General features: G+C 75.9%; 21 protein-coding genes. 13 read left to right on the forward strand and 8 right to left on the reverse strand.

Features of this window, described 5'->3' with window-relative positions; genetic code table 11:
• Positions 1-86 precede the first annotated feature (86 nt).
• Together Sdi02f_RS18155 and Sdi02f_RS18160 are read right to left on the reverse strand one after the other, a co-directional pair.
• The gene (locus tag Sdi02f_RS18155; RefSeq protein WP_030401498.1) at positions 87-1,112 is read right to left on the reverse strand and encodes a hemolysin family protein; all 1,026 of its coding nucleotides are present in this window, start codon (positions 1,110-1,112) and stop codon (positions 87-89) included.
• On the reverse strand, positions 1,109-2,485 hold the full coding sequence (locus tag Sdi02f_RS18160; protein ID WP_030401499.1) for a hemolysin family protein: 1,377 nt from the start codon (positions 2,483-2,485) through the stop codon (positions 1,109-1,111). Before Sdi02f_RS18160 ends, Sdi02f_RS18155 begins: the two co-directional genes overlap by 4 nt.
• 308 nt (positions 2,486-2,793) lie before the next feature.
• Between Sdi02f_RS18160 and Sdi02f_RS18165 the strand changes: the two genes are divergently transcribed.
• The 3 genes from Sdi02f_RS18165 (at position 2,794) to Sdi02f_RS18175 (ending at position 4,656) form a co-directional block, all read left to right on the forward strand.
• Positions 2,794-3,792: a sporulation protein gene (locus Sdi02f_RS18165; RefSeq protein ID WP_030401500.1), complete on the forward strand. Its 999-nt coding sequence runs from the start codon at positions 2,794-2,796 to the stop codon at positions 3,790-3,792.
• Between the two features lie 82 nt (positions 3,793-3,874).
• Positions 3,875-4,330, forward strand: coding sequence for a tellurite resistance TerB family protein (locus Sdi02f_RS18170; protein WP_030401501.1), 456 nt, complete (start codon positions 3,875-3,877; stop codon positions 4,328-4,330).
• Between the two features lie 95 nt (positions 4,331-4,425).
• Complete coding sequence (locus Sdi02f_RS18175) at positions 4,426-4,656, forward strand: twin-arginine translocase TatA/TatE family subunit (protein WP_030401502.1); 231 nt, start codon at positions 4,426-4,428, stop codon at positions 4,654-4,656.
• Positions 4,657-4,675: 19 nt separating this feature from the next.
• On the opposite strand, the gene Sdi02f_RS18180 is transcribed toward Sdi02f_RS18175, so the two are convergent.
• Both Sdi02f_RS18180 and Sdi02f_RS18185 read right to left on the reverse strand, forming a co-directional pair.
• Positions 4,676-6,316 (reverse strand): penicillin-binding transpeptidase domain-containing protein, encoded by a 1,641-nt coding sequence (locus tag Sdi02f_RS18180; RefSeq protein ID WP_108933661.1) that lies wholly within the window; start codon positions 6,314-6,316, stop codon positions 4,676-4,678.
• Between the two features lie 18 nt (positions 6,317-6,334).
• A complete protein-coding gene (locus Sdi02f_RS18185; RefSeq protein ID WP_108933662.1) occupies positions 6,335-7,408 on the reverse strand; it encodes a CE1 family esterase in 1,074 nt (357 codons plus the stop codon).
• A 115-nt stretch (positions 7,409-7,523) separates the two neighbouring features.
• On the opposite strand from Sdi02f_RS18185, the gene Sdi02f_RS18190 reads away from it, so the two are divergent.
• A complete protein-coding gene (locus tag Sdi02f_RS18190; protein WP_234319749.1) occupies positions 7,524-8,453 on the forward strand; it encodes a LysR family transcriptional regulator in 930 nt (309 codons plus the stop codon).
• Between the two features lie 301 nt (positions 8,454-8,754).
• Complete coding sequence (locus tag Sdi02f_RS18195; protein WP_030401506.1) at positions 8,755-9,630, forward strand: serine hydrolase; 876 nt, start codon at positions 8,755-8,757, stop codon at positions 9,628-9,630.
• A gap of 24 nt (positions 9,631-9,654) precedes the next feature.
• Here Sdi02f_RS18195 and Sdi02f_RS18200 read toward each other — a convergent pair whose 3' ends face one another.
• Positions 9,655-11,286, reverse strand: a complete 1,632-nt coding sequence (locus Sdi02f_RS18200; RefSeq protein WP_167458195.1) for a right-handed parallel beta-helix repeat-containing protein — start codon at positions 11,284-11,286, stop codon at positions 9,655-9,657.
• 157 nt (positions 11,287-11,443) lie between these two features.
• On the opposite strand from Sdi02f_RS18200, the gene Sdi02f_RS18205 reads away from it, so the two are divergent.
• The 5 genes from Sdi02f_RS18205 (at position 11,444) to Sdi02f_RS18225 (ending at position 16,873) form a co-directional block, all read left to right on the forward strand.
• On the forward strand, positions 11,444-11,803 hold the full coding sequence (locus Sdi02f_RS18205) for a DUF6479 family protein (protein ID WP_030401508.1): 360 nt from the start codon (positions 11,444-11,446) through the stop codon (positions 11,801-11,803).
• Between the two features lie 165 nt (positions 11,804-11,968).
• Positions 11,969-13,045 carry an aminopeptidase P family protein gene (locus Sdi02f_RS18210; protein ID WP_108933770.1) on the forward strand — a complete coding sequence of 359 codons (1,077 nt, stop codon included), beginning with the start codon at positions 11,969-11,971 and terminating at the stop codon, positions 13,043-13,045.
• A gap of 107 nt (positions 13,046-13,152) precedes the next feature.
• Positions 13,153-14,139 carry a nucleoside hydrolase gene (locus tag Sdi02f_RS18215; protein WP_108933663.1) on the forward strand — a complete coding sequence of 329 codons (987 nt, stop codon included), beginning with the start codon at positions 13,153-13,155 and terminating at the stop codon, positions 14,137-14,139.
• Positions 14,140-14,310: 171 nt separating this feature from the next.
• The gene (locus tag Sdi02f_RS18220; protein WP_053638513.1) at positions 14,311-15,981 is read left to right on the forward strand and encodes a glycoside hydrolase family 13 protein; all 1,671 of its coding nucleotides are present in this window, start codon (positions 14,311-14,313) and stop codon (positions 15,979-15,981) included.
• 118 nt (positions 15,982-16,099) lie between these two features.
• The gene (locus tag Sdi02f_RS18225; protein ID WP_245962221.1) at positions 16,100-16,873 is read left to right on the forward strand and encodes a hypothetical protein; all 774 of its coding nucleotides are present in this window, start codon (positions 16,100-16,102) and stop codon (positions 16,871-16,873) included.
• Between the two features lie 522 nt (positions 16,874-17,395).
• Here the strand turns inward: Sdi02f_RS18225 and Sdi02f_RS18230 are convergent.
• Positions 17,396-18,745, reverse strand: coding sequence for a helix-turn-helix domain-containing protein (locus Sdi02f_RS18230; RefSeq protein WP_031085745.1), 1,350 nt, complete (start codon positions 18,743-18,745; stop codon positions 17,396-17,398).
• 114 nt (positions 18,746-18,859) lie between these two features.
• Here Sdi02f_RS18230 and Sdi02f_RS18235 point away from each other — a divergent pair, with 114 nt between their 5' ends.
• Positions 18,860-19,051, forward strand: coding sequence for a hypothetical protein (locus Sdi02f_RS18235; RefSeq protein ID WP_053638515.1), 192 nt, complete (start codon positions 18,860-18,862; stop codon positions 19,049-19,051).
• A 149-nt stretch (positions 19,052-19,200) separates the two neighbouring features.
• Here Sdi02f_RS18235 and Sdi02f_RS18240 read toward each other — a convergent pair whose 3' ends face one another.
• Both Sdi02f_RS18240 and Sdi02f_RS18245 read right to left on the reverse strand, forming a co-directional pair.
• On the reverse strand, positions 19,201-20,280 hold the full coding sequence (locus Sdi02f_RS18240) for a hypothetical protein (RefSeq protein ID WP_030401515.1): 1,080 nt from the start codon (positions 20,278-20,280) through the stop codon (positions 19,201-19,203).
• A 94-nt stretch (positions 20,281-20,374) separates the two neighbouring features.
• Positions 20,375-21,640, reverse strand: a complete 1,266-nt coding sequence (locus Sdi02f_RS18245; RefSeq protein ID WP_108933664.1) for a PP2C family protein-serine/threonine phosphatase — start codon at positions 21,638-21,640, stop codon at positions 20,375-20,377.
• Between the two features lie 84 nt (positions 21,641-21,724).
• On the opposite strand from Sdi02f_RS18245, the gene Sdi02f_RS18250 reads away from it, so the two are divergent.
• Both Sdi02f_RS18250 and Sdi02f_RS18255 read left to right on the forward strand, forming a co-directional pair.
• The gene (locus tag Sdi02f_RS18250; RefSeq protein WP_108933665.1) at positions 21,725-22,207 is read left to right on the forward strand and encodes a hypothetical protein; all 483 of its coding nucleotides are present in this window, start codon (positions 21,725-21,727) and stop codon (positions 22,205-22,207) included.
• Between the two features lie 72 nt (positions 22,208-22,279).
• The gene (locus Sdi02f_RS18255; RefSeq protein ID WP_108933666.1) at positions 22,280-23,200 is read left to right on the forward strand and encodes a hypothetical protein; all 921 of its coding nucleotides are present in this window, start codon (positions 22,280-22,282) and stop codon (positions 23,198-23,200) included.
• Positions 23,201-23,230 lie beyond the last annotated feature (30 nt).

Genomic DNA, 23,230 nt, shown 5'->3' on the forward strand with positions numbered 1-23,230 from the left:
GGGAGACGAACACACTCACGCCCGAGTTCCCCCGGAACGACGAGGAGGAGCGCCGGCCGGCCGGCGGTGCCGGTCGGCCGCGTGGTCTACGGGGCCACCGGTGTGGTCGGGCCCACCAATTCCGTCAGGACGTCCTCCATCGTGACGAAGCCCAGGACCGAGCCCGTTTCGCCGGTGACGGCGGCCAGGTGGCTGTCCTCCGTGCGCAGGGCGGTCAGGGTGTCGTCCAGGGGGGTGTCGATGCGGACACGGGTGACGCGGTGCAGGGCCGAGCGCGGGAAGGGGCTCTCGCGGTCGGTCAGGCCCAGGGTGTCCTTGATGTGCAGGTAGCCGAGGACGGTGCCGCCGGGGCCGGTGACCGGGAAGCGGGAGTAGCCCGCGTCGGCCGCCAGGCGTTCCAGCTCGGCCGGGGTGACCGTGTGCGGGACCGTGCGCATCTTCTGGACCGGGACCAGGATCTCGCCGACCGGGCGGGTGCCCAGTTCCAGCGCGTCGCGCAGGCGCTCGCCGTCGGCCGGGGTGAGCAGTCCGGCCTCGCTGGCGTCGACCACCATGCGGGCGAGCTGGTCGTCGGTGAAGACGGCCTCGACCTCGTCCTTCGGCTCCACCCGCAGCAGCTTGAGGAGCGTGTTGGCGAAGGCGTTGATGCCGAACACCACCGGCTTCAGCGCCCGGGTGAGGGCGACCAGCGGCGGGCCGAGGATCAGCGCGGTGGTCGCCGGGGCGGCCAGGGCGATGTTCTTCGGGATCATCTCGCCGATCAGCATGTGCAGGTACGTCGCCAGGGTCAGGGCGATGGCGAAGGCGACCGGGTGGACCAGCGCGTGCGGCATGTGGACCGCCTCGAACACCGGCTCCATCAGGTGCGCGATGGCCGGCTCCGCGACCGCGCCGAGCACCAGGGAGGAGACGGTGATGCCGAGCTGGGCCGTGGCCATCATCTGGGAGATGTGCCGCAGGCCCCACAGGGTCATCCGGGCGCGCTTGTCGCCCGTCTTGGCGCGCGGCTCGATCTGGCTGCGGCGCACCGAGATCATGGCGAACTCGGCGCCCACGAAGAACGCGTTGGTGAGCAGCGTCAGCGCGCCGATGAAGAGCTGTACGACGGTCATCGGGCCAGCTCCCGCTCGTCCTGCGCCGACCGGTCGCCGGCCGGCTGCTCGGGCTCCGGGGCGTCGTCGTCCGGCGCGGGGGCCGTGACGCGCAGACGGTCGGCGCGGTGGTGGTCGACGTCCAGGACGTCGATGCGCCAGCCGTCCAGGGCGACCACGTCACCCTTGGCGGGGATGCGCGTCAGGTGGGTGGCGACCAGGCCGGCGAGGGTCTCGTACGGCCCCTCCGGCGCGGTCAGGCCGATGCGCTCCAGGTGGTCCAGGCGCAGCGAGCCGTCGGCCTCCCAGGCCGCACGGCCGTCCGCGCCGGCGGGGGCGGGCAGCAGGTCCGGAATCTCGACCGGGTCGTGCTCGTCGCGCACCTCGCCGACGACCTCCTCGACGATGTCCTCGACGGTCGCCACACCGGCCGTGCCGCCGTACTCGTCGATGACGACGGCCATGGTGCGGGCCGCGCGCATGCGCTCCAGGAGGCGGTCGGCAGGCAGGCTGTCCGGCACCAGGAGGGGCGCCGTGGCCAGCTCGGTGACGGGCGTGGCCCGGCGCCGCTCGGGCTCCAGGGCCAGCACGTCGCGGACGTGGACCGTGCCGACGACGTCGTCCAGGCTGTCCCGGTAGACCGGGAAGCGGGACAGGCCGGTGGCGTGCGAGAGGTTCGCGGCGTCGGCGGCGGTGGCGTGGGCCTCCAGGGCCTTGACGTCCACGCGCGGCGTCATGACGTTCTCCGCGGTCAGCTCGCTCAGGTGCAGGGTGCGGACGAACAGCTCGGCCGAGTCCGCCTCCAGGGCGCCCTCCGCGGCCGAGTGCTGGGCGAGGGCGACCAGCTCCTCCGCGCTGCGGGCGGACGCCAGCTCCTCGGCCGGTTCCAGGCCGAAGCGGCGCACGAAGCGGTTGGCCGTGTTGTTCAGGTGCCGGATGAAGGGGCCGAAGGCGGTGGTGAAGCCGCGCTGCGGGCCCGCGACGACCTTCGCGACGGCCAGGGGGCGGGAGATCGCCCAGTTCTTGGGGACCAGCTCGCCGACGACCATCAGGACGACGGTGGACAGCACCACGCCGAGCAGGGTCGCCACCGTCGAGGCGGCACCGCCCAGGCCGATCGCCGTCAGCGGGCCGCGCAGCAGCACGGCGATCGACGGCTCGGCCAGCATGCCGATGACCAGCGAGGTCACGGTGATGCCCAGCTGCGCGCCGGAGAGCTGGAGGGTCAGGGAGCGTACGGCCTTCAGGGCGCCGTCGGCGCCGCGCTCACCGGACTCGGCGGCCCGCTCCAGGTCACCGCGCTCGACGGTGGTGAGGGAGAACTCGGCCGCGACGAAGACCGCGCAGGCGAGGGTGAGCAGGAGGGCCAGCAGGAGCAGCAGGACCTCGGTCACCGTGCCACCCCGCTTCCCTCACGCACGTACGGGGGGACTTGCGGGCCGGCCATGGCACGGCCGGTACTAGGGGGCTCCATTACGGAACGGGACTCCTTAACGGGGTCGGTGGGCTCCGGTACCAGCCGGGCGCCCGTAGGTTCTTCCTCATGGTAAAGGACGAGCAAAAAGATCGGGAGTCCTGAGACCCCTATGCTTCTACTCGCCTGTAGAGAACGGCCGGAGGAATCCGCTTGTTCCCTCGGGCGGCGTCACAGGAGTTCCCGCACGGATGACCCCCGAACGAACGTGAAGGAGTGAACGCCTCGATGGTGTTCAAGCGGCTGCTCGGTTCCCTCGGCGTGGGCGGACCCACGGTGGACACGGTCCTCGACCCGGGCGCCGCCCGGCCGGGAGGCACGCTGTCGGGCCGGGTCCACCTCGTCGGCGGCACCGCCGACCACGACGTCGAGCACGTCGCGCTGGAGCTGGTGGCCCGCGTGGAGACCGAGCACGAGGAGTACGGCGACGGGGAGGGCGTCCTCGTCTTCGACCGGCACGTCGTCGGCGGCGCCTTCCGGCTCGCGGCGGGCGAGGAGACCAGCCTCCCGTTCGCGGTGACGCTGCCCTGGGAGACCCCGGTCACCGAGCTGCACGGGCAGCCGCTCGGCATCGTGCTCGGCCTGCGCACGGAGCTCGCGGTCGCCGGCGCCCGCGACAAGGGCGACCTGGACCCGCTGGCCGTGGCGCCGCTCCCGGCCCAGGAGGCCGTCCTGGAGGCCCTCGGACAGCTCGGCTTCGGCTTCCGCTCCGCCGACCTGGAGTACGGCCGCATCGGCGGCACCGGGCAGCAGCTCCCCTTCTACCAGGAGATCGAGCTGACCCCGCCCCCGGCCTACGCCCACCAGGTCAACGAGATCGAGCTGACCTTCCTGGCCGTGCCCGGCGCCCTCGAAGTGGTGCTGGAGGCGGACAAGCGCGGCGGGGCGTTCTCCGACGGCCACGACGCGCTCAGCCGCTTCACCGTCCCGCACGAGGGCCCCGCCGGACCGCAGGACTGGAACGCCCTGGTCGACGGCTGGATCCGGGAACTGGTCGAGCACCGGGCGTCGTACGGCTCCCACGCGGTGTACGGCCACGAGTCCGGGTACGCCGGTCACGACTCCGGCCACGGCGGTCACGACTCCGGGCACGCGGGCGGCGGGTCCGGGATCGGCACCGCCGTCGTCGCGGGCGCGGCCGGGATCGCCGGGGGCCTGGTGATGGCCGAAGTCGTCGACGAGGTGGGGGACTTCTTCGAGGGCGACTCCGACGACGAGGAAGGCTGATAACTTCTACAGTGCTGTAGAGGGTCGGGCTCGTCCCCGATCGCCCCTTTCCCGTCCGACCGGTACGGAGTACGGAGTTCTCATGGCCCTGTGGGACCGCTTCAAGGAGTCCGCGTCGCAGATGCAGACGCAGCTCGTGGCGAAGAAGAACGACCTCAAGAGCGGTGCCTTCCGCGACGCGAGCATGGCGATGTGCGCGCTGGTCGCCGCGGCCGACGGCAGCGTCGACCCCTCGGAGCGGCAGCGGGTCGCCCAGCTCATCTCCACCAACGAGGTGCTGCAGAACTTCCCCGCCGACGACCTGCGCCGCCGGTTCGAGGACAACCTGAACAAGCTGACCGCCGACTACGACTTCGGCAAGGTCGGCATCCTCCAGGAGATCGCCAAGGCCAAGAAGAAGCCCGCCGAGGCACGGGCTGTGGTGCAGATCGGCATCGTGATCGGCGGTGCCGACGGGGACTTCGACAAGGACGAGCGCGCCGTGGTCCGCGAGGCCTGCTACGCCCTCGACCTGCCGCCGCACGAGTTCGACCTCTGAGCCCGGGCCCGGTTCCGGGCCCGCCGACCGTGCCGTAGATTCCGTGTGCGGGCCCGTGCCGCGGGCCCGCACCGCACATCCACCAGGGGAGCCCCGTGTTCGGACTCAGCGAACTAGCGATCATTCTCGTCGTCGTCGCCGTCGTCCTGGCCGTCAAGAAGCTCCCCGAGCTGACCCGCTCGGCGGGCAAGTCGGCCCGCATCCTCAAGGCCGAGGCCCGCGCCGCCAAGGACGCGGACGAGCCGGGGACCCCGCGCGTCATCCAGGGGGAGGCGGTCCGGCGCGAGGACCCCGGCACCGGCGCCCAGGACACGCCCCGGGCCTGACCGGCCGCCGCGGCCGGGTTCAGGACGGGTCCTCCGGTACGGCCGACAGCAGGCTGTGCACGACCGGGCCCGCCGAGCCGCCGCCCGTGACGCCCTCCTCCACCACGACGGCGACGGCGACGTTGCCCCGGTGGGCGACGAGCCAGCCGTTGTTGTCCTGGTCGTCGGAGACCTCGGCGGTGCCGGTCTTGGCGCCGACCTCACCGGGCAGGTCGGCCAGGACGCGGGCGGTGCCGTCGGTGACGGTGGCCCGCATCAGCCCCCGCAGCTGGGACACGACCCCGTCGGGGAGCGGCTCGGTGCGCGTCCCGTTCTCGTGGCCCGCGGTGAGCGACGGCTGGTGGAACTCGCCGGAGACCGCGGTGGCCGTCACCGACGCCATGATCAGGGGGTTGGCCTGGATCCGGCCCTGCCCGATCATCGACGCCGCCTTCTCCGTCTCGTCCTTGGGCGCCGGCACCGAGCCGTCGTACGTCGGGATGCCGACGTGCCACTCCTGGCCGACCCCGAAGTAGGTGCGGGCGACCTTGCCCAGCTCCCCGTCGCCGAGCTTGCCGCGCAGGCCGATGAAGGCGGTGTTGCAGGACTCCGTGAAGTCCTTGCGGAAGGTCGCGCCGGGGTGCTCGGACGTCTCGACGTTGTGGAACTCCTTGCCCACCGTCAGGTACTTGGGACAGTCCACGACGTCGTCGGGCGCGACCGCGCCCTTGAGCAGCAGGGCGCTGCTCGTGACGATCTTCCAGGTGGAGCCGGGCGCGTAGGTGCCGGAGGCGGCGCGGTTGAAGCCGGAGGCGGGGGAGTTGGCGAGGGCGAGCACCTCGCCGTTGTCGACGCGCAGGGCGACGAGCGCGGCGTTCTTGCCGTCGGCCTCCCCGAGGGCCTTCTCGGCGGCCGCCTGCCAGGTGGCGTCCAGGGTGGTGCGCACGGGCCGGTCCGCCGTCGCGGGGTCGGGCTTCTCGCGGAACGACGCCTCGGTGCGCACGGTCTTCCCGCTGGCCCGGTCGACCAGTCGGACCGCGCCGCGCGGACCGCCCGCGCCGCCCTCCCCGCCCGCGAGCCGGCCCAGGAGCGGGGCCAGGGACGGGTACGCGCCGCCGACGAGGGAGACGCCCTCGCGGTCCGTGACCTTCGGCGGGGTGGTCTCCTCGCGCTCCAGGCGGAACTTCTCGGTGTCGCTGAGCCTCGGGTGCACCAGGGACAGCCGCCAGTCCACCTTCCAGCCGCCGTCCTGCTCGCGCAGCGGCAGCCGTGACTCGTACGTCCAGGTGCCCAGGCCCGTGACGGGCATCCTGGCGGTGAAGGGGACGCCGAGCGTGCCGTCCTCGTCCTCCTCCACCCCGTCGTCCGCCGCCGTCAGGCGCGGCTTGTCGATGTCGAGGCCCGCGGTGAAGCTCTGCAGCACCTCCTGCGCCTTGCCGGGGTCGGTGGTGCGGCCCGCCGCGCTCGGCAGGCGTCCGGCGGCCCAGTCGGCGAGGAAGGCGTGCGCCTGTCTCATCGCGGCGGGGTCGGGACCGTCGTCGCCGCGCGCGAAGGGGCCGAACCCGGCGGCGTACGAGCCGCCCGCGGCGACCGCGAGCACGACGCCGACGGCGGCGACGGCCCGCAGACCGCCGCGGGACCTGCGGCGGCGGGAAGGGGTGAGGTGCGGGGTGTCGGGCACGGGAGGGTCCTTGTCGGGTCAGCGGCCTGGGCCGGAGTCGGAGTCGGGGCCGGAGTCGGAATCGGGGCCGGAGTCGGAGTCGGGGCCGGGGTCGGCGAAGAAGTCGAGGATCGTGTTGGTGGCGTCCAGGTCCTTGCTGACCGGCCCGAACCCCTGGGGCGGGGGCAGGGTCGAGCCCGGCCAGGTGTGACCGGCGTCGTGGACGACGAGGAGCCGCACGGTGCCGTCGGCCCGCCTGCCGCCGACGGAGGCGTTCTCGAACCGCCACTCCGTGCGGTCGTAGCCCTTCTCCGCCCGCGTGACCGGCTCGCCCGCGCCGGCGGCCGCCGCGAACGCCGCCGCGGTGTCCCGGGCCGACCTGGTCGCCAGGATCGGCTCCTCGGGGTCCGGCGGCGGGGAGGGCAGGCCCGCGAGGGGCCGTACGGGGTCGTCGGCGCCGTAGACGACCATGACCGGGACGGGTCCGGTGGGCTCCACGGCGGCGTCGCCGGTGGGGAGCTGGCCGGAGACGGAGGCGGCGCCCGCGAACAGGGCGGGGCGCTCGGCGGCCACGCGCAGGGCCATCGAGCCGCCGTTGGAGAACCCGGCGACGTAGACCCGTGCGGGGTCGGCCCGCTCGGTGCGGACCAGGTGCTGGACCAGCGCCTCGGTGAACCGCACGTCCAGACCGGGGTCCGGGCGCCGCTTCGTCGCCCGGGTGCCCGCGCCCCAGCCGTGGCCCAGGCCCTCGGGGAAGGCGACGAGCATGCCGCGTGCGGTGGCGGCCTGCTCCAGCCGGGTCTTGGCCCGCATCTCGGCGGCGTCGGCGCCGCGGCCGTGGAAGGCGACGACGAGGGGGCGCGGGCCGTCGGCGGCGGAGGCGGCGGGCCGGTGCAGGAGGTACTGGCGGACGTCGCCGTCCACGCGGAGCCGTTCGCGGGTGCCGGGCGGCGGGGTGGCCGTACCGGAGCCGCCGCCGGTGCCGGACGGGTCGCTCGCCGGGGGCGCCGCGGCCGGACGGCCGGAGTCGGTGGCGCAGCCGGCCAGCGGGAGAGCCAGGGCCAGGGCGAGCGCGCCGGGCCACCGGCGCGCACGTTCACGGAAGGAGCGCATGGCCCGAGGAGAGCAACCCCGTGGAGTCGTTGTCCAAGACCGATATGAATGTCGGATCGATCAATCCCCGATATGATGACTGGTCGTGGACCTGGTGCGGCACCTGGAGTGCTTTGTGGCTGTTGCAGAAGAGTCACACTTCGGCCGTGCCGCCGCCCGGCTCGGCATGGCCCAGCCGCCGCTGTCGCAGCGCATCCAGCGGCTGGAGAAGGAGCTGGGCGTCCGGCTCTTCGAGCGCTCCAGCCGCCACGTGACGATCACCGAGGCGGGCACGCTGCTGCTCGCCGAGGCCCGCGAGCTGCTGGCCCGGGCCGAGTCCCTGCGGGCCGCCGCGCGCCGCATCCGGGACGGCGAGAGCGGCCTGCTGCGCGCCGCCCTGTCCCCCGACGTGTCCGGCGAGACCGTCGCCGCGCTGCTGGCCGACTTCCGGCGCCGGCACGCGGGGCTCGAACTGGAGCTGCACGAGCTGACCACCGCCCAGCAGCTCGCCGGGTTCGCGGCGCACGAGCTGGATGTCGGCCTCATCCACCACCCCTGCGACGTCACCGGCCTGGAGCTGGGCCCGGTGCTCCGCCGCGACCTCGGCGTCCTGCTGCCGCGCGGCGCCCCGCAGACGGAGCTGGACGAGGTGCCGCTGGCCGCCCTCACCGGCTACGACCTGGTCCTGTTCCCGCGCGCCGACGCGCCCGCGGTCTACGACGACCTGCTCACCGCCTGCGCCCGGGGCGGCTACACCCCCACCGCCGTACGGCACGGGCAGGGCGCCGGGTTCGTCCGCGGGCTGCTGTCCTCCGGGGCCGTCGCCCTCGGCCCGCGCGACACCCGGCTCGTGACCCCCGGCGACCCGGACCTGGTCTGGCGCCCGCTGGCCGGGGCCCCGCCCGCCTGGCGGCACTCCGCGGCCTGGCCCAAGGGACGCGGCGACGCCGCCGTCGGCGCCTTCGCGGACGCGGCCACCCACGCCCTGCGCACCACGGCCGGCGCCCACTCCGAGGCACCCGCCCGGCCCCTGCACCTACGCCCGGCATCGGAGTTCTGGCTGTGACCCCTGCCCCGCCCGCCTCGACGCCCGGCCCGGGCCGCCGCACCGGGGCGACCGCCCCCACCCGCCGACCCGGGAGGCCCCCGGCCCCCCAGACCTCCGGCACCCACCGCGCACGCCACCCCGCCGACACGCCCCCGCACCACGACGGAGCCCCCACCACGACCGGCCCCGCCACCCCGTCCCCGGCCCCCGTCACCGGCCCCGCTCCCCGCACTGACGGCGGCGCCTTCGGTGTAGAACCCGCGTGGGTCGTCGCCGGTGGGCGGGTGGTGGGGTCCCGCCCCGGATCGGAGTCCCGGTCATGACCGACAGCGTCGCCGCCCGTCTCGACGCGGCCTTCGCCGATGCCGGGGTCACCGGATGGCTGCATGCCGTGGACGTCGACTCGGGGGCGCAGGTCGGGACCCGGGCGGAGCAGCCGGTGTGCACGGCCAGTGTCCACAAGCTGTGTCTCCTGGTGACGCTGCACGAGCTGGCGGCGGCCGGGGCGCTGGACCTCACCGAGCAGGTCGAGTGCCCGCCCGCCGGACGCACCCCGGGGCCCACGGGGCTCGCGGCCATGCTCGACCCGGTGCGGCTGTCGCTGCGCGACGCGGCGTTCCTGATGATGTCCGTCAGCGACAACACCGCCGCCGACCTGCTGCTGCGCCGGGTCGGCCTGGACGCCGTCAACCGCACCACGGCCCGGCTCGGCCTCACCCGGACGCGGGCGGTGTACGGCTTCGGCGAGATGCTGGGCACCATGCGCGAGGACGCCGGGCCCGACGGCGCCCGGGCGCTGACCGACCCGCACGTCATCACCCGGCTGCGCGCCCTGGACCCGGCCCGCACCAACCGCAGCACCCCCCGCGACATGACCCGCCTGCTCGGCGCGGTGTGGCGGGACGAGGCCTGCCCGCCCGAGTACGGCGCCGCGATGCGCCGGATCATGGGGCTCCAGGTGTGGCCGCACCGCCTGGCCGCCGGCTTCCCCTTCGACGACGTGCACGTGGCCGGCAAGACCGGCAGTCTGCCCACCCTGCGCAACGAGGTCGGCGTCGTGGAATACCCCGACGGCGGCCGCTACGCCGTGGCCGTCTTCACCCGCACCGCCCACACCGCGGCCGTGCTCCCGGCGGCGGACGCCGTGATCGGCACCGCCGCCCGGATCGCGGTGGACGCGCTGCGGGCGCCCTGACGCGGAGGCGCGGCACGGCCCCCGTCAGGCCGCGTTGTCGCGCCAGCGCCCGCCGCTCGGCGCCGAGTCGAAGCGGGTCGACGCCGAGGCGTTGCCGCCGAAGTCGTTGCCGGAGACCCGGCCGCCCGTCCACGTCGCCTCGGGGGCGATCCACACCGCGTGGACCTGGGTGCGGGGGTGCCCGTCGTCCCGGACGCGGTTGCCCTGCACGTACGGGTGGGTCACGGCGGCGGCCGCGGTGAGGCCGGCGCGCGGGGCCGGGCAGTCCGGGAGGCGGTAGCCGGCGCCGGGGCCGGGGGTGCCGCCGGACCAGGCGGTGCCGGCGCCCGGGCGCACCGGGGCGAGGGTCAGTTCGGTGGTGGTGTTGTCGACGACCACGGCGGTGACGTCGTCCTGTTCCGATCCGGTGCCGACCGCCAGCTCCTTGCCGCGGTGGCCGCCCGGGAGCCAGTCGGCCCGCTCGTCGGTCAGGGACAGCGGCCCGCAGTGGACGCCCTCGCCGCCCCCGCCGGTCCGGGGCGCCGCGCGGCGGCCGTTGCCGCGGATCCGGTTGCCCAGGAACGCGGGCTCGTGCAGCGGGGCGTCGACGCGGATGCCGTCCAGCGCGTTGTCGTGGATGTCGTTGGACTCCAGGACGATGTCCGTGGCGGGCTCCTGGTCCCCGCCGGCCAGGTTGTGCTCCCAGTAGCCGTACCGGCCGTTGTTGCCGACCCGGTTGCCGTGGAAGCCGTACGGCCCGGGGGTGTTGCCGAGCGCGATCCCGTCCCCGGTGTTGGCGTCGATCACGCAGCCCGTGACGAGGCCGCCGCGCCCGCCGACGTTCGTCGTGCCCTGCGCCGACACGTCGAACCCGGCGACGTGGTTGCCGAGCATCGTGCAGCCGGTGACGAGCAGGCCGTCGGCGCCCCAGTCGGAGATGCCGTAACGGTTGTCCTCGGTGTGGCAGGAGGTGATGCGGATGCCGCGCGGCGGGACCCAGTCGTCCTGCTGGAGTTCGAGGAAGATGCCGTTGGTGCCGTTGCCGCGCGCCGTGCAGTCCGTCACCGCGAGGCGTTCGACCGGCCCCCACCCGCCGACCCCGATCCCGATGCCCGCGCCGCCCATGTCCTCGCCGGGGTCCTGCCGCCCGCACCGCTCGGTCAGCACCCCCTCGACCACCGTGTCCTGGAGGAAGTCGCACCCGAAGCCGGTGGCGGCGGTGTCGTGGACGTACAGGTCGGTGAAGCGCCCGCGCAGCACGTACTGCAGGCCCAGGCCCTTGGCCAGGACGTCGTACTCCTCGGTCCGCACCCGCAGGCCGTCGATCTCGAAGTGGGCGAAGGTGACGTCGGCGAGATGGCGCTCGCGTCCCGCGCCGTGCTGCGCGGTGGTGAACCAGGCCAGCGGCACCGGCCGCGTCGGCGCACCGGGGTTGGAGAGCTCGAAGCACGTGGCGCCGCGTCCGGCGCCGACCAGCGAGACCCCGCTGCGCCAGAGCACCGGCCGGTCCCGGATCACGTACCGTCCGGCGGGCACGCGCACGGTGCGCGGCCGTCCGTCCGCGGCGGTGGCGTCGCCGAGCGCGTCCACCAGTTCCTGCAGGGCCGGCCGGTCGTCGGCGACACCGTCCCCGATCAGGCCGGACTCCTGGGCGTCGGCCGTCAGCGGCACGGTCATGGGGTGCTCCTTCCACCGGTGACGCGGCCGGGACGGGGGCCGAGGCCGGTGCCGCCCCGTGCCGCCCGGGTACCAGCCACCGCCCCCTCCCAATCACGGCCGCACGAGTGGGAGCACAGGGGGCGCTTTATCCCATTTGGGGGTACATAATCAGAACATGAGTACGGCAACGGATGTACTGCTGGCCTCGGGCGAGGTCAAAGTGACGGTGGCCTTCATCATCGGGCTGGTGGTCGCCGGCGCGTTGATCTGGGCCGTGCGCGCGGGCCTGCGGGTCATGGACCGGGAGCCCGACCGCCCTCGTGCCGACGAACAGCCGCACCTCCCGGACACCGGCGCCGTCCACGAGGAGCGGGAGATGCGCGAACCCGACGAGATCCCCCTCAACGAGGACGGGAGCCCGCGGCTCATGCCCTACCAACTGCACCACGCCGGCAGCCGCCGCGGCGACGACCAGCACCGGCGCCGCTGGTCGCCGGGGTCGAGCGGATCCTTCGGCAGCGGGGGACCGGGATGAGTCGCCGGGTCCCGTCGGCGCCCCGCGGCCGGCACCGGCCGCGGGACACCGCGCGTGCCGGGTGAGGCGGACGTGACCGGCGAGAGCGCCGCGTCGCCCGGGCCGGGCCCGGGTGCGGGCGACGGCAGCCCCGCCGCCTTCACGGACGAGGTGTACGCGGCCCGCATGGACCGCACCGCGTACGAGGCCGCCGCCCTCGGGTTCGCCGGGGTGCTGGTCACCCCCGGTCCGGACCTGGTGTGGCTGTGCGGCTACCGGCCCACCGCCACCGCCGCACGCCTCACCCTCCTCGTCCTCACGGCCAACGCCCAGCCCCGGCTGCTGGTGCCGGCCCTCGACCGGCCGACCGCCGAGGCGGCCCCCGGCGCGGGCGCGGTGCGCGTCTTCGACTGGTGGGAGGGCCACGACGCCTACGCCGCCGCGGCCGGACTGCTGCGCCCGCACGGCCGCTACGCCGTCTCCGACGCGACCTGGGCGCTGCACGTGCTCTGCCTCCAGAAGTCCCTGCCGCTCGCCGTCTTCCAGCCGCTGTCCGCCGTCCTGCCCATGCGGCGCGCGGTGAAGGACGAGCACGAGGTGGCCCGGCTGGCGGCCGCGGCAGCGGCGGCGGACGCCGCGTACGAGGAGGTCCTCGGGCTGCGCTTCGCCGGGCGCAGTGAGCGCGAGCTGGCCGCGGACCTGGCCGGGCTGCTGCGCGGGCCCGGCCGCAGCCGGGTCGACTTCACGGTCGTCGGCGCCGGACCCCACGCGGCCGACCCGCGCCACCGGCCCGGCGACCGGATCGTCGGGGACGGCGACATGGTCGTCCTGGACTTCGGCGGCCTGCGGGACGGCTACGGCTTCGACACCGCCCGCACCGTCCACGTCGGGGAGCCCACGGACGAGGAGCGCCGGGTCCACGCGACCGTACGGGCCGCGCAGCGGTCGGCGTTCGCGGCGGTGCGGCCCGGGGCGTCGTGCCAGGAGGTCGACCGGGCGGCCCGCGCGGTGCTGGAGGAGGCCGGCCATGCCGGGCACGGCGTGCACCGCACCGGCCACGGCGTCGGCGTCACCACCCACGAACCGCCCTATCTGATGGAGGGCGAGGAGCAGCCGCTCGAACCCGGCATGTGCTTCTCCATCGAGCCCGGCATCCACCTCCCGGACCGCTTCGGAGTCCGCATCGAGGACGTCGTGACCTGCACGGAGGACGGTGGCCGACGACTCAACACCGCCTCGCACGAGCTGGTGGTCGTCCACTGATCCGCCCGGCTCCGGACCGGTCCGGGCGGCCCCCGCGCCCCACGGCCCCGGGGCGCGGAGTCCGCGTAAGGTCACCGGCACCCCCGCGCACCGTAAGGAGCCCCGCCGTGACGCCCCCCTCCGCCTCCGACCGGCAGCAGCCCATCCCGGTGATCATCGACTGCGACACCGGCGTCGACGACGCCCTGGCCCTGCTGCTGGCGGTCCGCCACCCGCGCCTCGACCTGCGCGCGGTCACCTGCGTGGCCGGGAACACCGACGTGGCGGGCGTCGTGCGGAACACGCTGACCGTGCTGGAGCGGGCCGGCGCGCCGGACGTCCCCGTCGCCCGGGGTGCCGAGCGGCCGCTGATCGAGGGCGTGCGCACCGCGCGGCACGTGCACGGCGCCGACGGCATGGGCGACCTCGGGCTGCCCGCCCCCACCCGCGCCCCCGCCGACGTGGACGCGGTGACGCTGCTGCGCCGGGAGATCCTCGCCTCCCCGCGCCCGGTCACCCTGATCCCGACCGCGCCGCTGACCAACATCGCGCTGCTGCTGCGCACCCACCCGGAGGTCACCGGGAACATCGAGCGGATCGTGTTCATGGGCGGCGCGGTGGCCACCGGGAACGCGACGCCCGTCGCCGAGTTCAACGTGTGGCACGACCCGGAGGCGGCCGCGATCCTGCTCACGGCCGGGGTGCCGATCACGATGTACGGGCTCGACGTGTTCGAGCGGGTGATCGTGCCGGGTACGCACGTACGGCGGCTGCGCGCGAGCGCCGAGCCCGGCACCCGGCTCGCCGGCGACCTGCTCGCCCACCGCGGCCCGGCCACCGACGCGTCCGACCCGGGCGGCGGGCTCGGCGACGCGGGCGCGGTCTGCGCGGTGATCGACCCGGAGGGCCTGACCACGCGGCGGCTGCCCGTCGAGGTGTCCCTCGCCCCCGGCCCGGCACGCGGTCAGACGCTCGTCGACCGCCGCCTGCGCGCCGGCGAGTCCGAGCTGCACGACGGCGTGCGCGAACAGCCGATGGTCGACGTGGCGTTGGACGTGGACGTGGCCCGTTACGTGGAGCTGTACCTCGGGGCGGTCGAGCGCACGGAGGCATAGCCACCGGCGCGTCGCGGGCGCACGGGTTCGCTTTTCGGGTGATCTGGACAGAAGTAACGGATCGGTTCGTGTCACTCCGCGTGCCGGAACCACGGACCGGAACCGGAAACCACGCAACGGAACCGCTTACGGGAACCACGGACCGAGACCCCGTACCGCGAAGGAGGCCGCGTGACCGTCCGCAGCACCGCCGGTGCCCCCGACCTGTCGTCCAAGGACCCCACCTGGTGGCGGCAGGCCGTCATCTACCAGGTCTATCCCCGCAGCTTCGCCGACGCCGACGGCGACGGGCTCGGAGACCTGCGGGGCGTCACCCAGCGCCTGGCCCACCTGGCCGCGCTCGGCGTCGATGCCCTGTGGCTGAGCCCCTTCTACCCCTCCGAACTCGCCGACGGCGGCTACGACGTCGACGACTACCGCGACGTCGACCCGCGGCTGGGCACGCTGGACGACTTCGACGCGATGGCCGCCGAGGCCCACCGGCTGGGCCTGAAGGTGATCGTCGACCTGGTGCCCAACCACACCTCGCACCGCCACGCGTGGTTCCGCGAGGCACTGCGGGCGGGCCCGGGTTCCGCGGCCCGCGACCGCTACGTCTTCCGGGACGGCCGGGGCGAGCACGGGGAACTGCCGCCCACCGACTGGCAGTCCGTCTTCGGCGGCAGCGCCTGGGAGCGGGTGCCCGACGGACAGTGGTACCTGCACCTGTTCGCACCCCAGCAGCCCGACCTCAACTGGGAGAACGAACAGGTCCGCGCCGACTTCCGCACGACGCTGCGGTTCTGGTGCGACCGGGGCGTCGACGGCTTCCGCGTCGACGTCGCGCACGCGCTGGTCAAGGACCTGACCGAGCCGCTGCGCGACCTGGGCGCCCCCGAACTGAGCGGCGAGGCGGCCCTGTCCCGGTTCGCGCCGGGCACCCACCCCTTCTACGACCGCGACGACGTCCACGAGGTCTACCGCGACTGGCGCAAGATCCTCGACTCCTACACCCCGCCCCGCACCGCGGTCGCCGAGGCATGGGTCCCGGGCCCCCGGCGCGTGCTGTACGCCCGTCCGGACGAACTGGGCCAGGCCTTCAACTTCGAGTACCTCCAGACCGGGTGGGACGCCGCCGAGCTGCGCGAGGTCATCACCGGCTCGCTGGCCGACGCGCGGGCCGCCGGCGCCTCGGCGACCTGGGTGCTGTCCAACCACGACGTCGTCCGCCACGCCACCCGCCTCGCCCTGCCGCCGGGCACGGACACCGACGCCTGGCTGCTGTCCGGCGGCCACGCGCCCGCCGTCGACACGGCGGCCGGGCTGCGCCGGGCCCGCGCGGCGACGCTGCTGATGCTGGCGCTGCCCGGCTCGGCCTACCTCTACCAGGGCGAGGAACTGGGCCTGCCCGAGGTGGCCGACCTGCCCACCGAGGTCCTCCAGGACCCGATCTGGGAACAGACCGGGCACGTCCGCAAGGGCCGCGACGGCTGCCGGGTGCCGCTGCCGTGGACGGCGGACGGGCCGTCGTACGGCTTCGGCGCGGGCGCGGCGTGGCTGCCGCAGCCGCCGTCCTTCGCCCGGTACGCCGTCCAGGCCCAGGACGGGGTGGCGGGCTCGACGCTGGAGCTGTACCGCACGGCCCTGCGCCTGCGCCGCAAGCTGCTCGACGGCGAGGAGCTGACCTGGTCGGACGAGGTTCCGGCGGGGGTCCTGCGGTTCGACCGCTCGGACGGCTGGCGCTGCGTCACCAACCTCTCCGCACGGACGGTCGACCTGCCGGCCGGCGAGGTCCTGCTGAGCAGCGCGCCCCTGGAGGGCGGCCGGCTGGGCCCTGACACGACGGTGTGGCTGGGCCTGTGACCGGCGCCCTTCACCCGGACGGCCGTGCGCGCTGGTGGCGGGGCGGGGACGGTGGTGCCGTGGAGGGGCGGCCGCACCCGCACGGCACCGGCCGCACCGGCCCCACCAGGAGGCACCGATGCAGCAGGCCCCCGCCGCGCTCGCCGTGGCCCTGGCGTTGACGGCGACCGCCTGCGGCGCGGCCGGTGAGCGGGCGGCGGACCGGCCGGCCGGCACCCCGTCGGGGACCGTACGGTCCCCGGCCGCGCTTCCGTCGGCCGCGCTGCCCCCGGCGCTCACCCCGGGGCAGGCGCGGGCGGCCCTGATCACGGCGGCGGACCTGGGGGAGGCGTGGGAGCCGACGCGGGGCGCCGCGACCTGGCGAGACGAGGTGCTCAAGACCGCGTCGGAAGGAACCGCGCAGGACGGCTGCCGGCGCCTCCTCGACGCCCTGTACACGGAGGACCTCTTCGGCGGGAGCGCCGCCGCCGCACCCCGCGCCACCGCCGCCCTGGACGACACGGACACCGGGGCCCAGCTCCACTACCGGATCACCTCGTACCGCGCCGCCGACCTCGACCGGACCCTGGCGTGGCTGGCGACGCTGCCGGACACGTGCGGGCACGTCGGGACGCGGGCCGCCGGGACCGCCCGGGAGGTCCGGGTCACCGCCCTGACCCCGCCGGAGACGGGGGACGCCCGCGTCGGCCTGCGGGTGACCGTGCGGGACACGGCGGCCACCGAGGACGGGACCCTCACCGTGGACGTGATCGCCGTCCGCATCGGCGACGACGCCCTGAGCCTCACCCACGGCACCCTCGGCACCCCCTCCGGCACCGCCACCCGCACGGCCACCGAAACGGGCACGGCCCGCCTGACGGAAGCCCGGCGCCAGGGCCGCGCCCAGGTGTGACGCCACGCCGGTCAACGGCTCCCTGCCGCCGACGCACACGGAAGCCGCCCCTGTGGCAGGAGCCGACCGGGGCGGAAGCCGAACCGCGCGGGAGCCGAACCCGGCGGAAACCGAACCGCGCGGGAGCCGGGCCGGGCGCGCCCACCGGAGGCGACCGCCGCCCCGGCGGTGCCCACCGCGCCCCCAGGCACAGGCGAACGGCTACAACAGGGCCGCCCGACGCTGACATGCCGGGCCCCAGCGCGACCGCACCGCAGCGCGCGAACCCTGCCACGCGGACGCCCCCGCCCCGGCACACCGTGACCAGCGGCACAGCGCCGCCGGTCAGGAACCACCCCCGTGCCGCCCCAGCGGTGCCCACCACGCCCCCAGGCACAGGCGAACGGCCACAACAGGGCCGCCCCGACGCTGACGTGCCTGGTCCCAGCGCGACCGCACCGCAGCGCGCGAACCCTGCCACGCCGGCGCCCCGCCCCGGCACACCGAACCCGGCGGCGCGGCGCCGTCGGCGCGGCGCGGTCCCTACAGCGGTGGTGCCGCCGGTGCCGGGCCCAGGGTGGTCGTGCCCGGGGCGGTGCGGTGGCCCAGGCCGGTGCGGTAGGCGTCCAGGGCGGCCTCGACGCGGCCGGTGCGGCGCAGCAGGTCGCCGAGGAGCCGGCACAGGTCGGCGAGGTCACCGGCCGCCCCGGCCCGCTCCAGCAGGCTCAGCGCGCGGACGTAGTGCTCCTCGGCGGCCTCGGTGTCCCGGGCGTCCTCGGCGATGATGCCGAGCAGCCGGTGCGCGCCCGCGGAGTGCACGGCGCCGCGCTCGGAGGAGAGGTCGTCGAGGACGCCGTGCAGCAGTTCCGCGGCCTCCTGGGACTTGCCCCGCCGGTGCAGCACGTCCGCCAGCTCGACGGCGACCTGGCTGCTGTACAGGGCGGCGCGGCTGGCTGACAGCATGCCGAGGGCCTCGCGCATCTCGGCCTCGGCGCGCGGGAGTTCGCCGTTCTGCGCGTAGACGTACCCCCGCATCCAGTGGCAGTTGGCCAGCTCGGTGCGGAGTTGCAGCGTGCGGTACAGCTCGGCGGCCTTGGCGAGGGAGGCGTCGGCGTCGGCGAGGCGGCCCTCGGCGAGCAGGGTGCGGGCGACCGACCGGTGCATGCGGGCCACCAGCGCGGGGTCGCCGGCGCTGGGGGCCAGGGAGAGGGCGAGTTCGGCGGCCTGGGCGGCGCGTGCGTGGGCGCCCATGTCCATGTACGGGCCGATCGCGCTGGCGTACAGCAGCAGCAGGGCGTCCGGGTCGTGCAGCCCGCCGCGGTTCAGCTCGTCGAGGGTGGACTCCAGCAGGTAGACGGCGTACCGCAGTTCACCGGCGAGGTAGTGGGACAGGGCGCGTCCGCGCACGGCGGGGACGCGGGCGGGCAGCGGGGCGCCGGCGTCGGCCAGGCACTGCTCGGCCCGCTCGAAGTACTCCCGCCCGGCGGCCAGTTCACCGGTCTCCACCGCGCACTCCCCGAGCCCGAGCAGCGCGGCGGCCCGCTCGTCGGTCAGCTCGTACGCCTCGGCCTCGGCGAGCAGCCCGGCGTACTGCCCGGCGGCCTGTTCGGCACCCTCGGTGGCGAGGGTGCGCTGCGCCCCGGTCAGCCGCAGGCGCAGGTCGGTGGCGAGGTGGGCGGGGCGCCCGGTGGCCAGCTCCTCGTAGCCGACGCCGAGCCGCTCGGCGAGGTGCCGCAGGGCCTCCTCGGAGGGGCGGACGCGGCCGGCCTCCAGGGTGGAGATGTACGCGGGCGTGTAGGCCGGCTCCGCGAGCTGGCGCTGGGTCAGCCCGCGCTCGGCGCGCAGCCGCTGCACCCGGCGCCCGATGGCGTTTCGGTCGTCACGGTCCCCCACTGCCAACTCCCCATGAGGCTCTTGCCGTTCGGCTCGGACGGCTCTAGGTTAAACGGCGTATTAAGTGCGCTTAACCGTGCTTGACACAACCCCCCTGATCCCACCGAGGACACCGTGCCCGTACGCACCCGCACCGCCGAACGTTACGCCAGGGCCGTCGCCGCCGGCGTCGTCACCGTGGCCGGTCTGCTGCTGGCCGCCAACGCGGCCCCGGCGGACGCGGAACCACGCTCCTCCTCCCCGGCGCCGGTGTCCGGCACCGCCCCCGTCCCCGCCCAGGACGGCTCGGCCACCGCGGCCCGCTAGGCCCCGGCGGCGGATCGGGCCGCGGGTGCGGGTGCGGGAGCCGGCGCACCGGGCCCCGGCCACCGGCATCGGCGGGGCCGTGCGTCCTTCCCCCCGAACCGGCCCGCCGGTCAGGCCCGGCCCCCGTCGGTCCGCGTACGGGCCCGCGCTCAGCCCTGGGTCTGCAAGCGGCTCAGCTCGCGCTGGACGTGGTCCAGGGCGCCCTCGCGGCGACCCGGTACCCGGCCGCGCAACGCGGCGAGCGGCGGGCCCAGTTCGCGGGCGCTTCCGGCGTCGCGGATGCGTCCCCACTGGTGGTGGGCCCGGTCGACGGCCGCCTCCACGGCGGGCGCCTGCGGGGGCTGCCCCGCGCCGAGCCGGACCTCGGCCACCGACAGCCAGGCCCGGCAGCTGCGCACCGGGTCCCCGGCGAACATCGCCAGGTCGGCCCGGACCTCCGTCCAGTGCAGGGCGTCCTCGGAGGCGGGCCCGTACGCGTGGGCCGCGGCCCGCTCGTGCCGGGCGGCGAGCGCGTCGGCGTCCCCGTGCCGCCCGGAGCGCACGGCGGCGGCGATGACGGCGTGCGGGTCGCCCGCCACCGGCCCCGGCGCCGTCAGCACCAGGTCCGCGCCGGCCACCGCACCGGCGGCCGCGGTGTCCGCGGCGGCCCGGGCCAGCGCCTGCTGGTGCAGCTCGTCCGGCGGCGGCCGGTGCCCGCTGCGCAGGATCGTCGCGATGCCCCGCATGTACGCCGGGACGGCCACCGTCCGCCGTGCGGGCGGTGGCGCGACACGGCCGTAGACGGCGTTGTTGCGCCCGGAGTCCAGCGGGCTGGTCCGCAGCCACTGCCACGTCTCGTGGTCGGCGTGCAGGTCGAGCAGCAGGGTCGTCGCGCCGCTCGGCCGCAGCCGCAGCTCCTCGCGGATCCAGTGCCAGGGCAGGGCGGTGTAGCGGACGTTCGCCGGGGTCGTGCGGGCCAGCGCCAGGTGCGGAAGGCGCTGGCGCCGGTCCAGCTGCAGCTGCCCGGCGACGTAGACCGTGAGCGGTCCGGGGGCCGCCGCCGCGGCCCGCAGCCGGGTGAGGACGGCCTGCGGGTCCAGCGGGTCGGCCAGCTCGACGACGTTGGCCGTGTCCGCGCCGGAGAGCACGGCGGGCGGCACGGCCGCGAGCACGGGGAGCACGGAGGCGGCGTCCACCAGGCACCCGCGGCCCACGGGCGCCGCCGCGAGCAGCAGCACGGTTCCGGGCATGTCCCCTCCCCCTGTCGAGCAGTGCCGGGCACTGTCCTCACCGGTCGATCACGTACGGCAGCACGGTAACCGCTGCGACTGCGCGGCGGGGCACTCACCCGTCGGCCGGCTCCTCCCGTCGCGGCCCGCGCCGTACCGCGAAGACGGTGGTGTCGTCGGACAGCCGCCCCCGGCAGTGGCGCAGCGTCCCGTCCCGGACGAGGGCGACCAGGCGCGCGGGCGCGGCGTACCGGTCGTCGGCGGCGAGGGCGCGGGCGATGTCGCCGGCCGGGCAGTAGAAGACCCCGGCCGGGTCCCGGGCCTCGGTCACCCCGTCGGTGACCAGCAGCAGCGTCTCGTCCGCGGCCAGCGGCAGCCGGTGCACGGGCGGTGCCGCGCCCGGCCCGCCCGGCCCGCCCGGCAGGAGTTCGGCCATGCCCAGCGGCAGCCCGCCCGCGACCGGCAGGACGCGCACGCCGTCCGGTCCGACCGCCATCGGGGGCTCGTGGCCGAAGACCACGGCCTCCACCGCGTCCGGCAGGCCGGGGGAGAAGCCGATCAGCACGGCGGTGGCGAACCGGTCGCCGTCGGACCGGCCCAAGGCCGCGGTGTGCCCGCGGTGGCGCACCATGCGGGTCTCCAGGCGCTCGGCGACCGTCGCGAGGTCCGGCTCGTGATAGGCGGCCTCGCGGAAGGTGCCGAGCAGCGCGGCGGCCGTCTCCACCGCGCCCAGCCCCTTGCCCTGCACGTCCCCGACGAGGACCCGGGTGCCGTGCGGTCCGGGCTGGATGTCGTAGAAGTCGCCGCCGACGCGGGCCTCGCTGTCCGCGGAGAGGTAGACGGCGGCGTGGTCGAGGCCCCCGAAGCCCACCGGCAGCGGACGCAGCACGGTACGGCGGGTGGTGTCGGCGATGTCCCGCATGTGCAGCATGCGCCGCTCGCCGCCGACCCGGAACGCGGCGGCGACCACGGCGATGCCCCCGCCGAGCAGGACGAGGACCAGACCCGGCAGCCCCGTCTCCTCGCGGTGCTGCCAGACGCTGTCGGCCATGACGTAGACGACGACCGAGAGCACGGCGAAGACGGCCGTCCCCCACACCCCGCAGATCGCGGCGGCGACCCCCGGCACCAGCACCGTCCACGAGATGATCTCGAACGCGCCGGTGGTGATGTCGCCCGCGACGATGCCCACGAGCAGGAGCAGCGGGAACAGCCAGGCGACCGTGCGGCCGCGCACGCTGAGGAGTTCGTGCCGGGACACGGCGCCCCCCTGACCGGCGGCGTGCGCGAGCCGGCCGAGCGGCCGCCACCGGGCGCGCACCGGACTGCGGACACGACCCCTCACGGACCTCAGCGAAACACGCCCCCGCACGCCCCGCATCCCGACTTGCCGCCCGGGGCGCCCCGGTGTGCCCTGGTAGACGGGGGCAGGGCAGACGGGGCGACGAGGCAGAGGAGTGCTCTCATGGCTCACGCGGTACCCACACCCGGAACGACCACCGGCGCCCGCACCGGCACGGGCCCGAGCAGGCCGGGGCGGCGCACGACGCCCGACGTCCTGGGCCCGAGGACCCACCTGCTGGTGAAGTGGGGGCTGCCCGTCGTGACGGCCCTGGTCTACGGCTACTGGGTCGCGTCCGTCCGCCGCCACGGCGGCCCCATCACCGGCTGGAACCTGCTGACCGGCTTCATGTCGGCGCTCGTGTTCGTCATCCTGTACGTCGCCCTCCGCGCGGTGACCCGGCGACTGCCGCCCGAGATCCACGCGGCGCTGTGGGGGGCGTTCGCGGGCTGCGCGCTGGGGTTCATCTACTCGGGCAGCGGGGTGGCCATGTTCACGTCGATCCTGGCGTCCCTGCTGCTGGCGGGGGCGGTGACGGCGGGGCTCGTCTACCACTACTACACGCGCCGGGACCCGGGGCGGGCCCGGCCGTCCGGCACCACCTGACCGGCTCGTCCCGGGCGGCCATATGCAGTCACGCCGGTCGCCGCCGACCGGCCCGGGGGGTTCCCTGGGAGGGTGTCCGCCCGCCTGCGGGGCGCCCTGTCGGCCGCCCTGATCGTCCTGGCCTGCCTGCTCGCGCCGTGCGCGACGCTGGCGGGCTGGGCGGTGTACGCGCTGGCCGACACCGGCCGGTACGTCGCCGCCGTGGGGCCGCTCGCCGACGACCCCGACGTGCGGGACGCGGCGGCCGACACCCTGGGCGCCGGGTTCGCCGGCATCGTCGACGAGGTCACGGCCGGCCCCGTGAACGGCGCCGTGCGCCTGTTCGTGCGGGACGCGGCCCGGTCGTTCACCCGGACGGATGCCTTCCAGGAGGGCTGGGACGAGGCCAACCGCACCGTCCACGCCGCCGTGCTGCGCGCCCTGCGGGACGACGCGGCGGCCGGACACGCGGTCACCGTCGACCTGGCCCCCGTCACCGAACGCGTGCGGGACCGGCTCGCCGAGGACCACGTGCCCTTCGCCCGGCGCATCCCGGTCCGGCACACCGCGGTCACCCTGCTCACGGCCCCCGAGGCGGACCGGCTCCGGGAGGGCTACCGCATGCTCGACGTCGCCGCCTTCTGGCTGCCGCTGGCGGCCGTCGTCTTCGCGGTCACCGGTATCGCCGTCGCCGCCCGCCGCCGCCGGGCCCTCGCCGCCGCCGGCCTCGGCACCGCCCTCGGCGGGGCGCTGCTCGCCCTCGCCGTCGTGGCCGGCCGCCGGCTCACCGTCACCGAACTCCCCGGCCCGGTGGACGGCCCCGCCGCGGGCGCCGTGTACGACGCCCTCACCGAGACCCTGCGCACCGTCTCCTGGCTCCTGGTCGCCCTCGGCCTCACGGTCGCGCTGACCGCCTGGCTCACCGCCCGGTACCGGCGCCGGCCGCCCCGCCGCCCCCCGGCGGAGCCCGCCACCGAACCGGCCCCGCCCCACCCGACCCGCACGGGTCCCTGAAACCGCGTGGCGGGGCCCGTGCCCCGGCGG

Origin of the sequence: Streptomyces ardesiacus (assembly GCF_003112575.1) — a bacterium.
In the GTDB taxonomy this organism is placed as follows: Bacteria; Actinomycetota; Actinomycetes; order Streptomycetales; family Streptomycetaceae; genus Streptomyces; species Streptomyces ardesiacus.

What these genes read in the sequence shown, in the direction of transcription:
- Sdi02f_RS18195 (WP_030401506.1), top strand. Translation starts at nt 8,755, where the DNA reads ATGACCGACAGCGTCGCCGCCCGTCTCGACGCGGCCTTCGCCGATGCC.
- Sdi02f_RS18185 (WP_108933662.1), bottom strand. Translation starts at nt 7,408, where the DNA reads ATGCGCTCCTTCCGTGAACGTGCGCGCCGGTGGCCCGGCGCGCTCGCC.
- Sdi02f_RS18205 (WP_030401508.1), top strand. Translation starts at nt 11,444, where the DNA reads ATGAGTACGGCAACGGATGTACTGCTGGCCTCGGGCGAGGTCAAAGTG.
- Sdi02f_RS18200 (WP_167458195.1), bottom strand. Translation starts at nt 11,286, where the DNA reads ATGACCGTGCCGCTGACGGCCGACGCCCAGGAGTCCGGCCTGATCGGG.
- Sdi02f_RS18240 (WP_030401515.1), bottom strand. Translation starts at nt 20,280, where the DNA reads ATGCCCGGAACCGTGCTGCTGCTCGCGGCGGCGCCCGTGGGCCGCGGG.
- Sdi02f_RS18225 (WP_245962221.1), top strand. Translation starts at nt 16,100, where the DNA reads ATGCAGCAGGCCCCCGCCGCGCTCGCCGTGGCCCTGGCGTTGACGGCG.
- Sdi02f_RS18245 (WP_108933664.1), bottom strand. Translation starts at nt 21,640, where the DNA reads ATGCGGGGCGTGCGGGGGCGTGTTTCGCTGAGGTCCGTGAGGGGTCGT.
- Sdi02f_RS18210 (WP_108933770.1), top strand. Translation starts at nt 11,969, where the DNA reads ATGGACCGCACCGCGTACGAGGCCGCCGCCCTCGGGTTCGCCGGGGTG.
- Sdi02f_RS18250 (WP_108933665.1), top strand. Translation starts at nt 21,725, where the DNA reads ATGGCTCACGCGGTACCCACACCCGGAACGACCACCGGCGCCCGCACC.
- Sdi02f_RS18170 (WP_030401501.1), top strand. Translation starts at nt 3,875, where the DNA reads ATGGCCCTGTGGGACCGCTTCAAGGAGTCCGCGTCGCAGATGCAGACG.
- Sdi02f_RS18165 (WP_030401500.1), top strand. Translation starts at nt 2,794, where the DNA reads ATGGTGTTCAAGCGGCTGCTCGGTTCCCTCGGCGTGGGCGGACCCACG.
- Sdi02f_RS18155 (WP_030401498.1), bottom strand. Translation starts at nt 1,112, where the DNA reads ATGACCGTCGTACAGCTCTTCATCGGCGCGCTGACGCTGCTCACCAAC.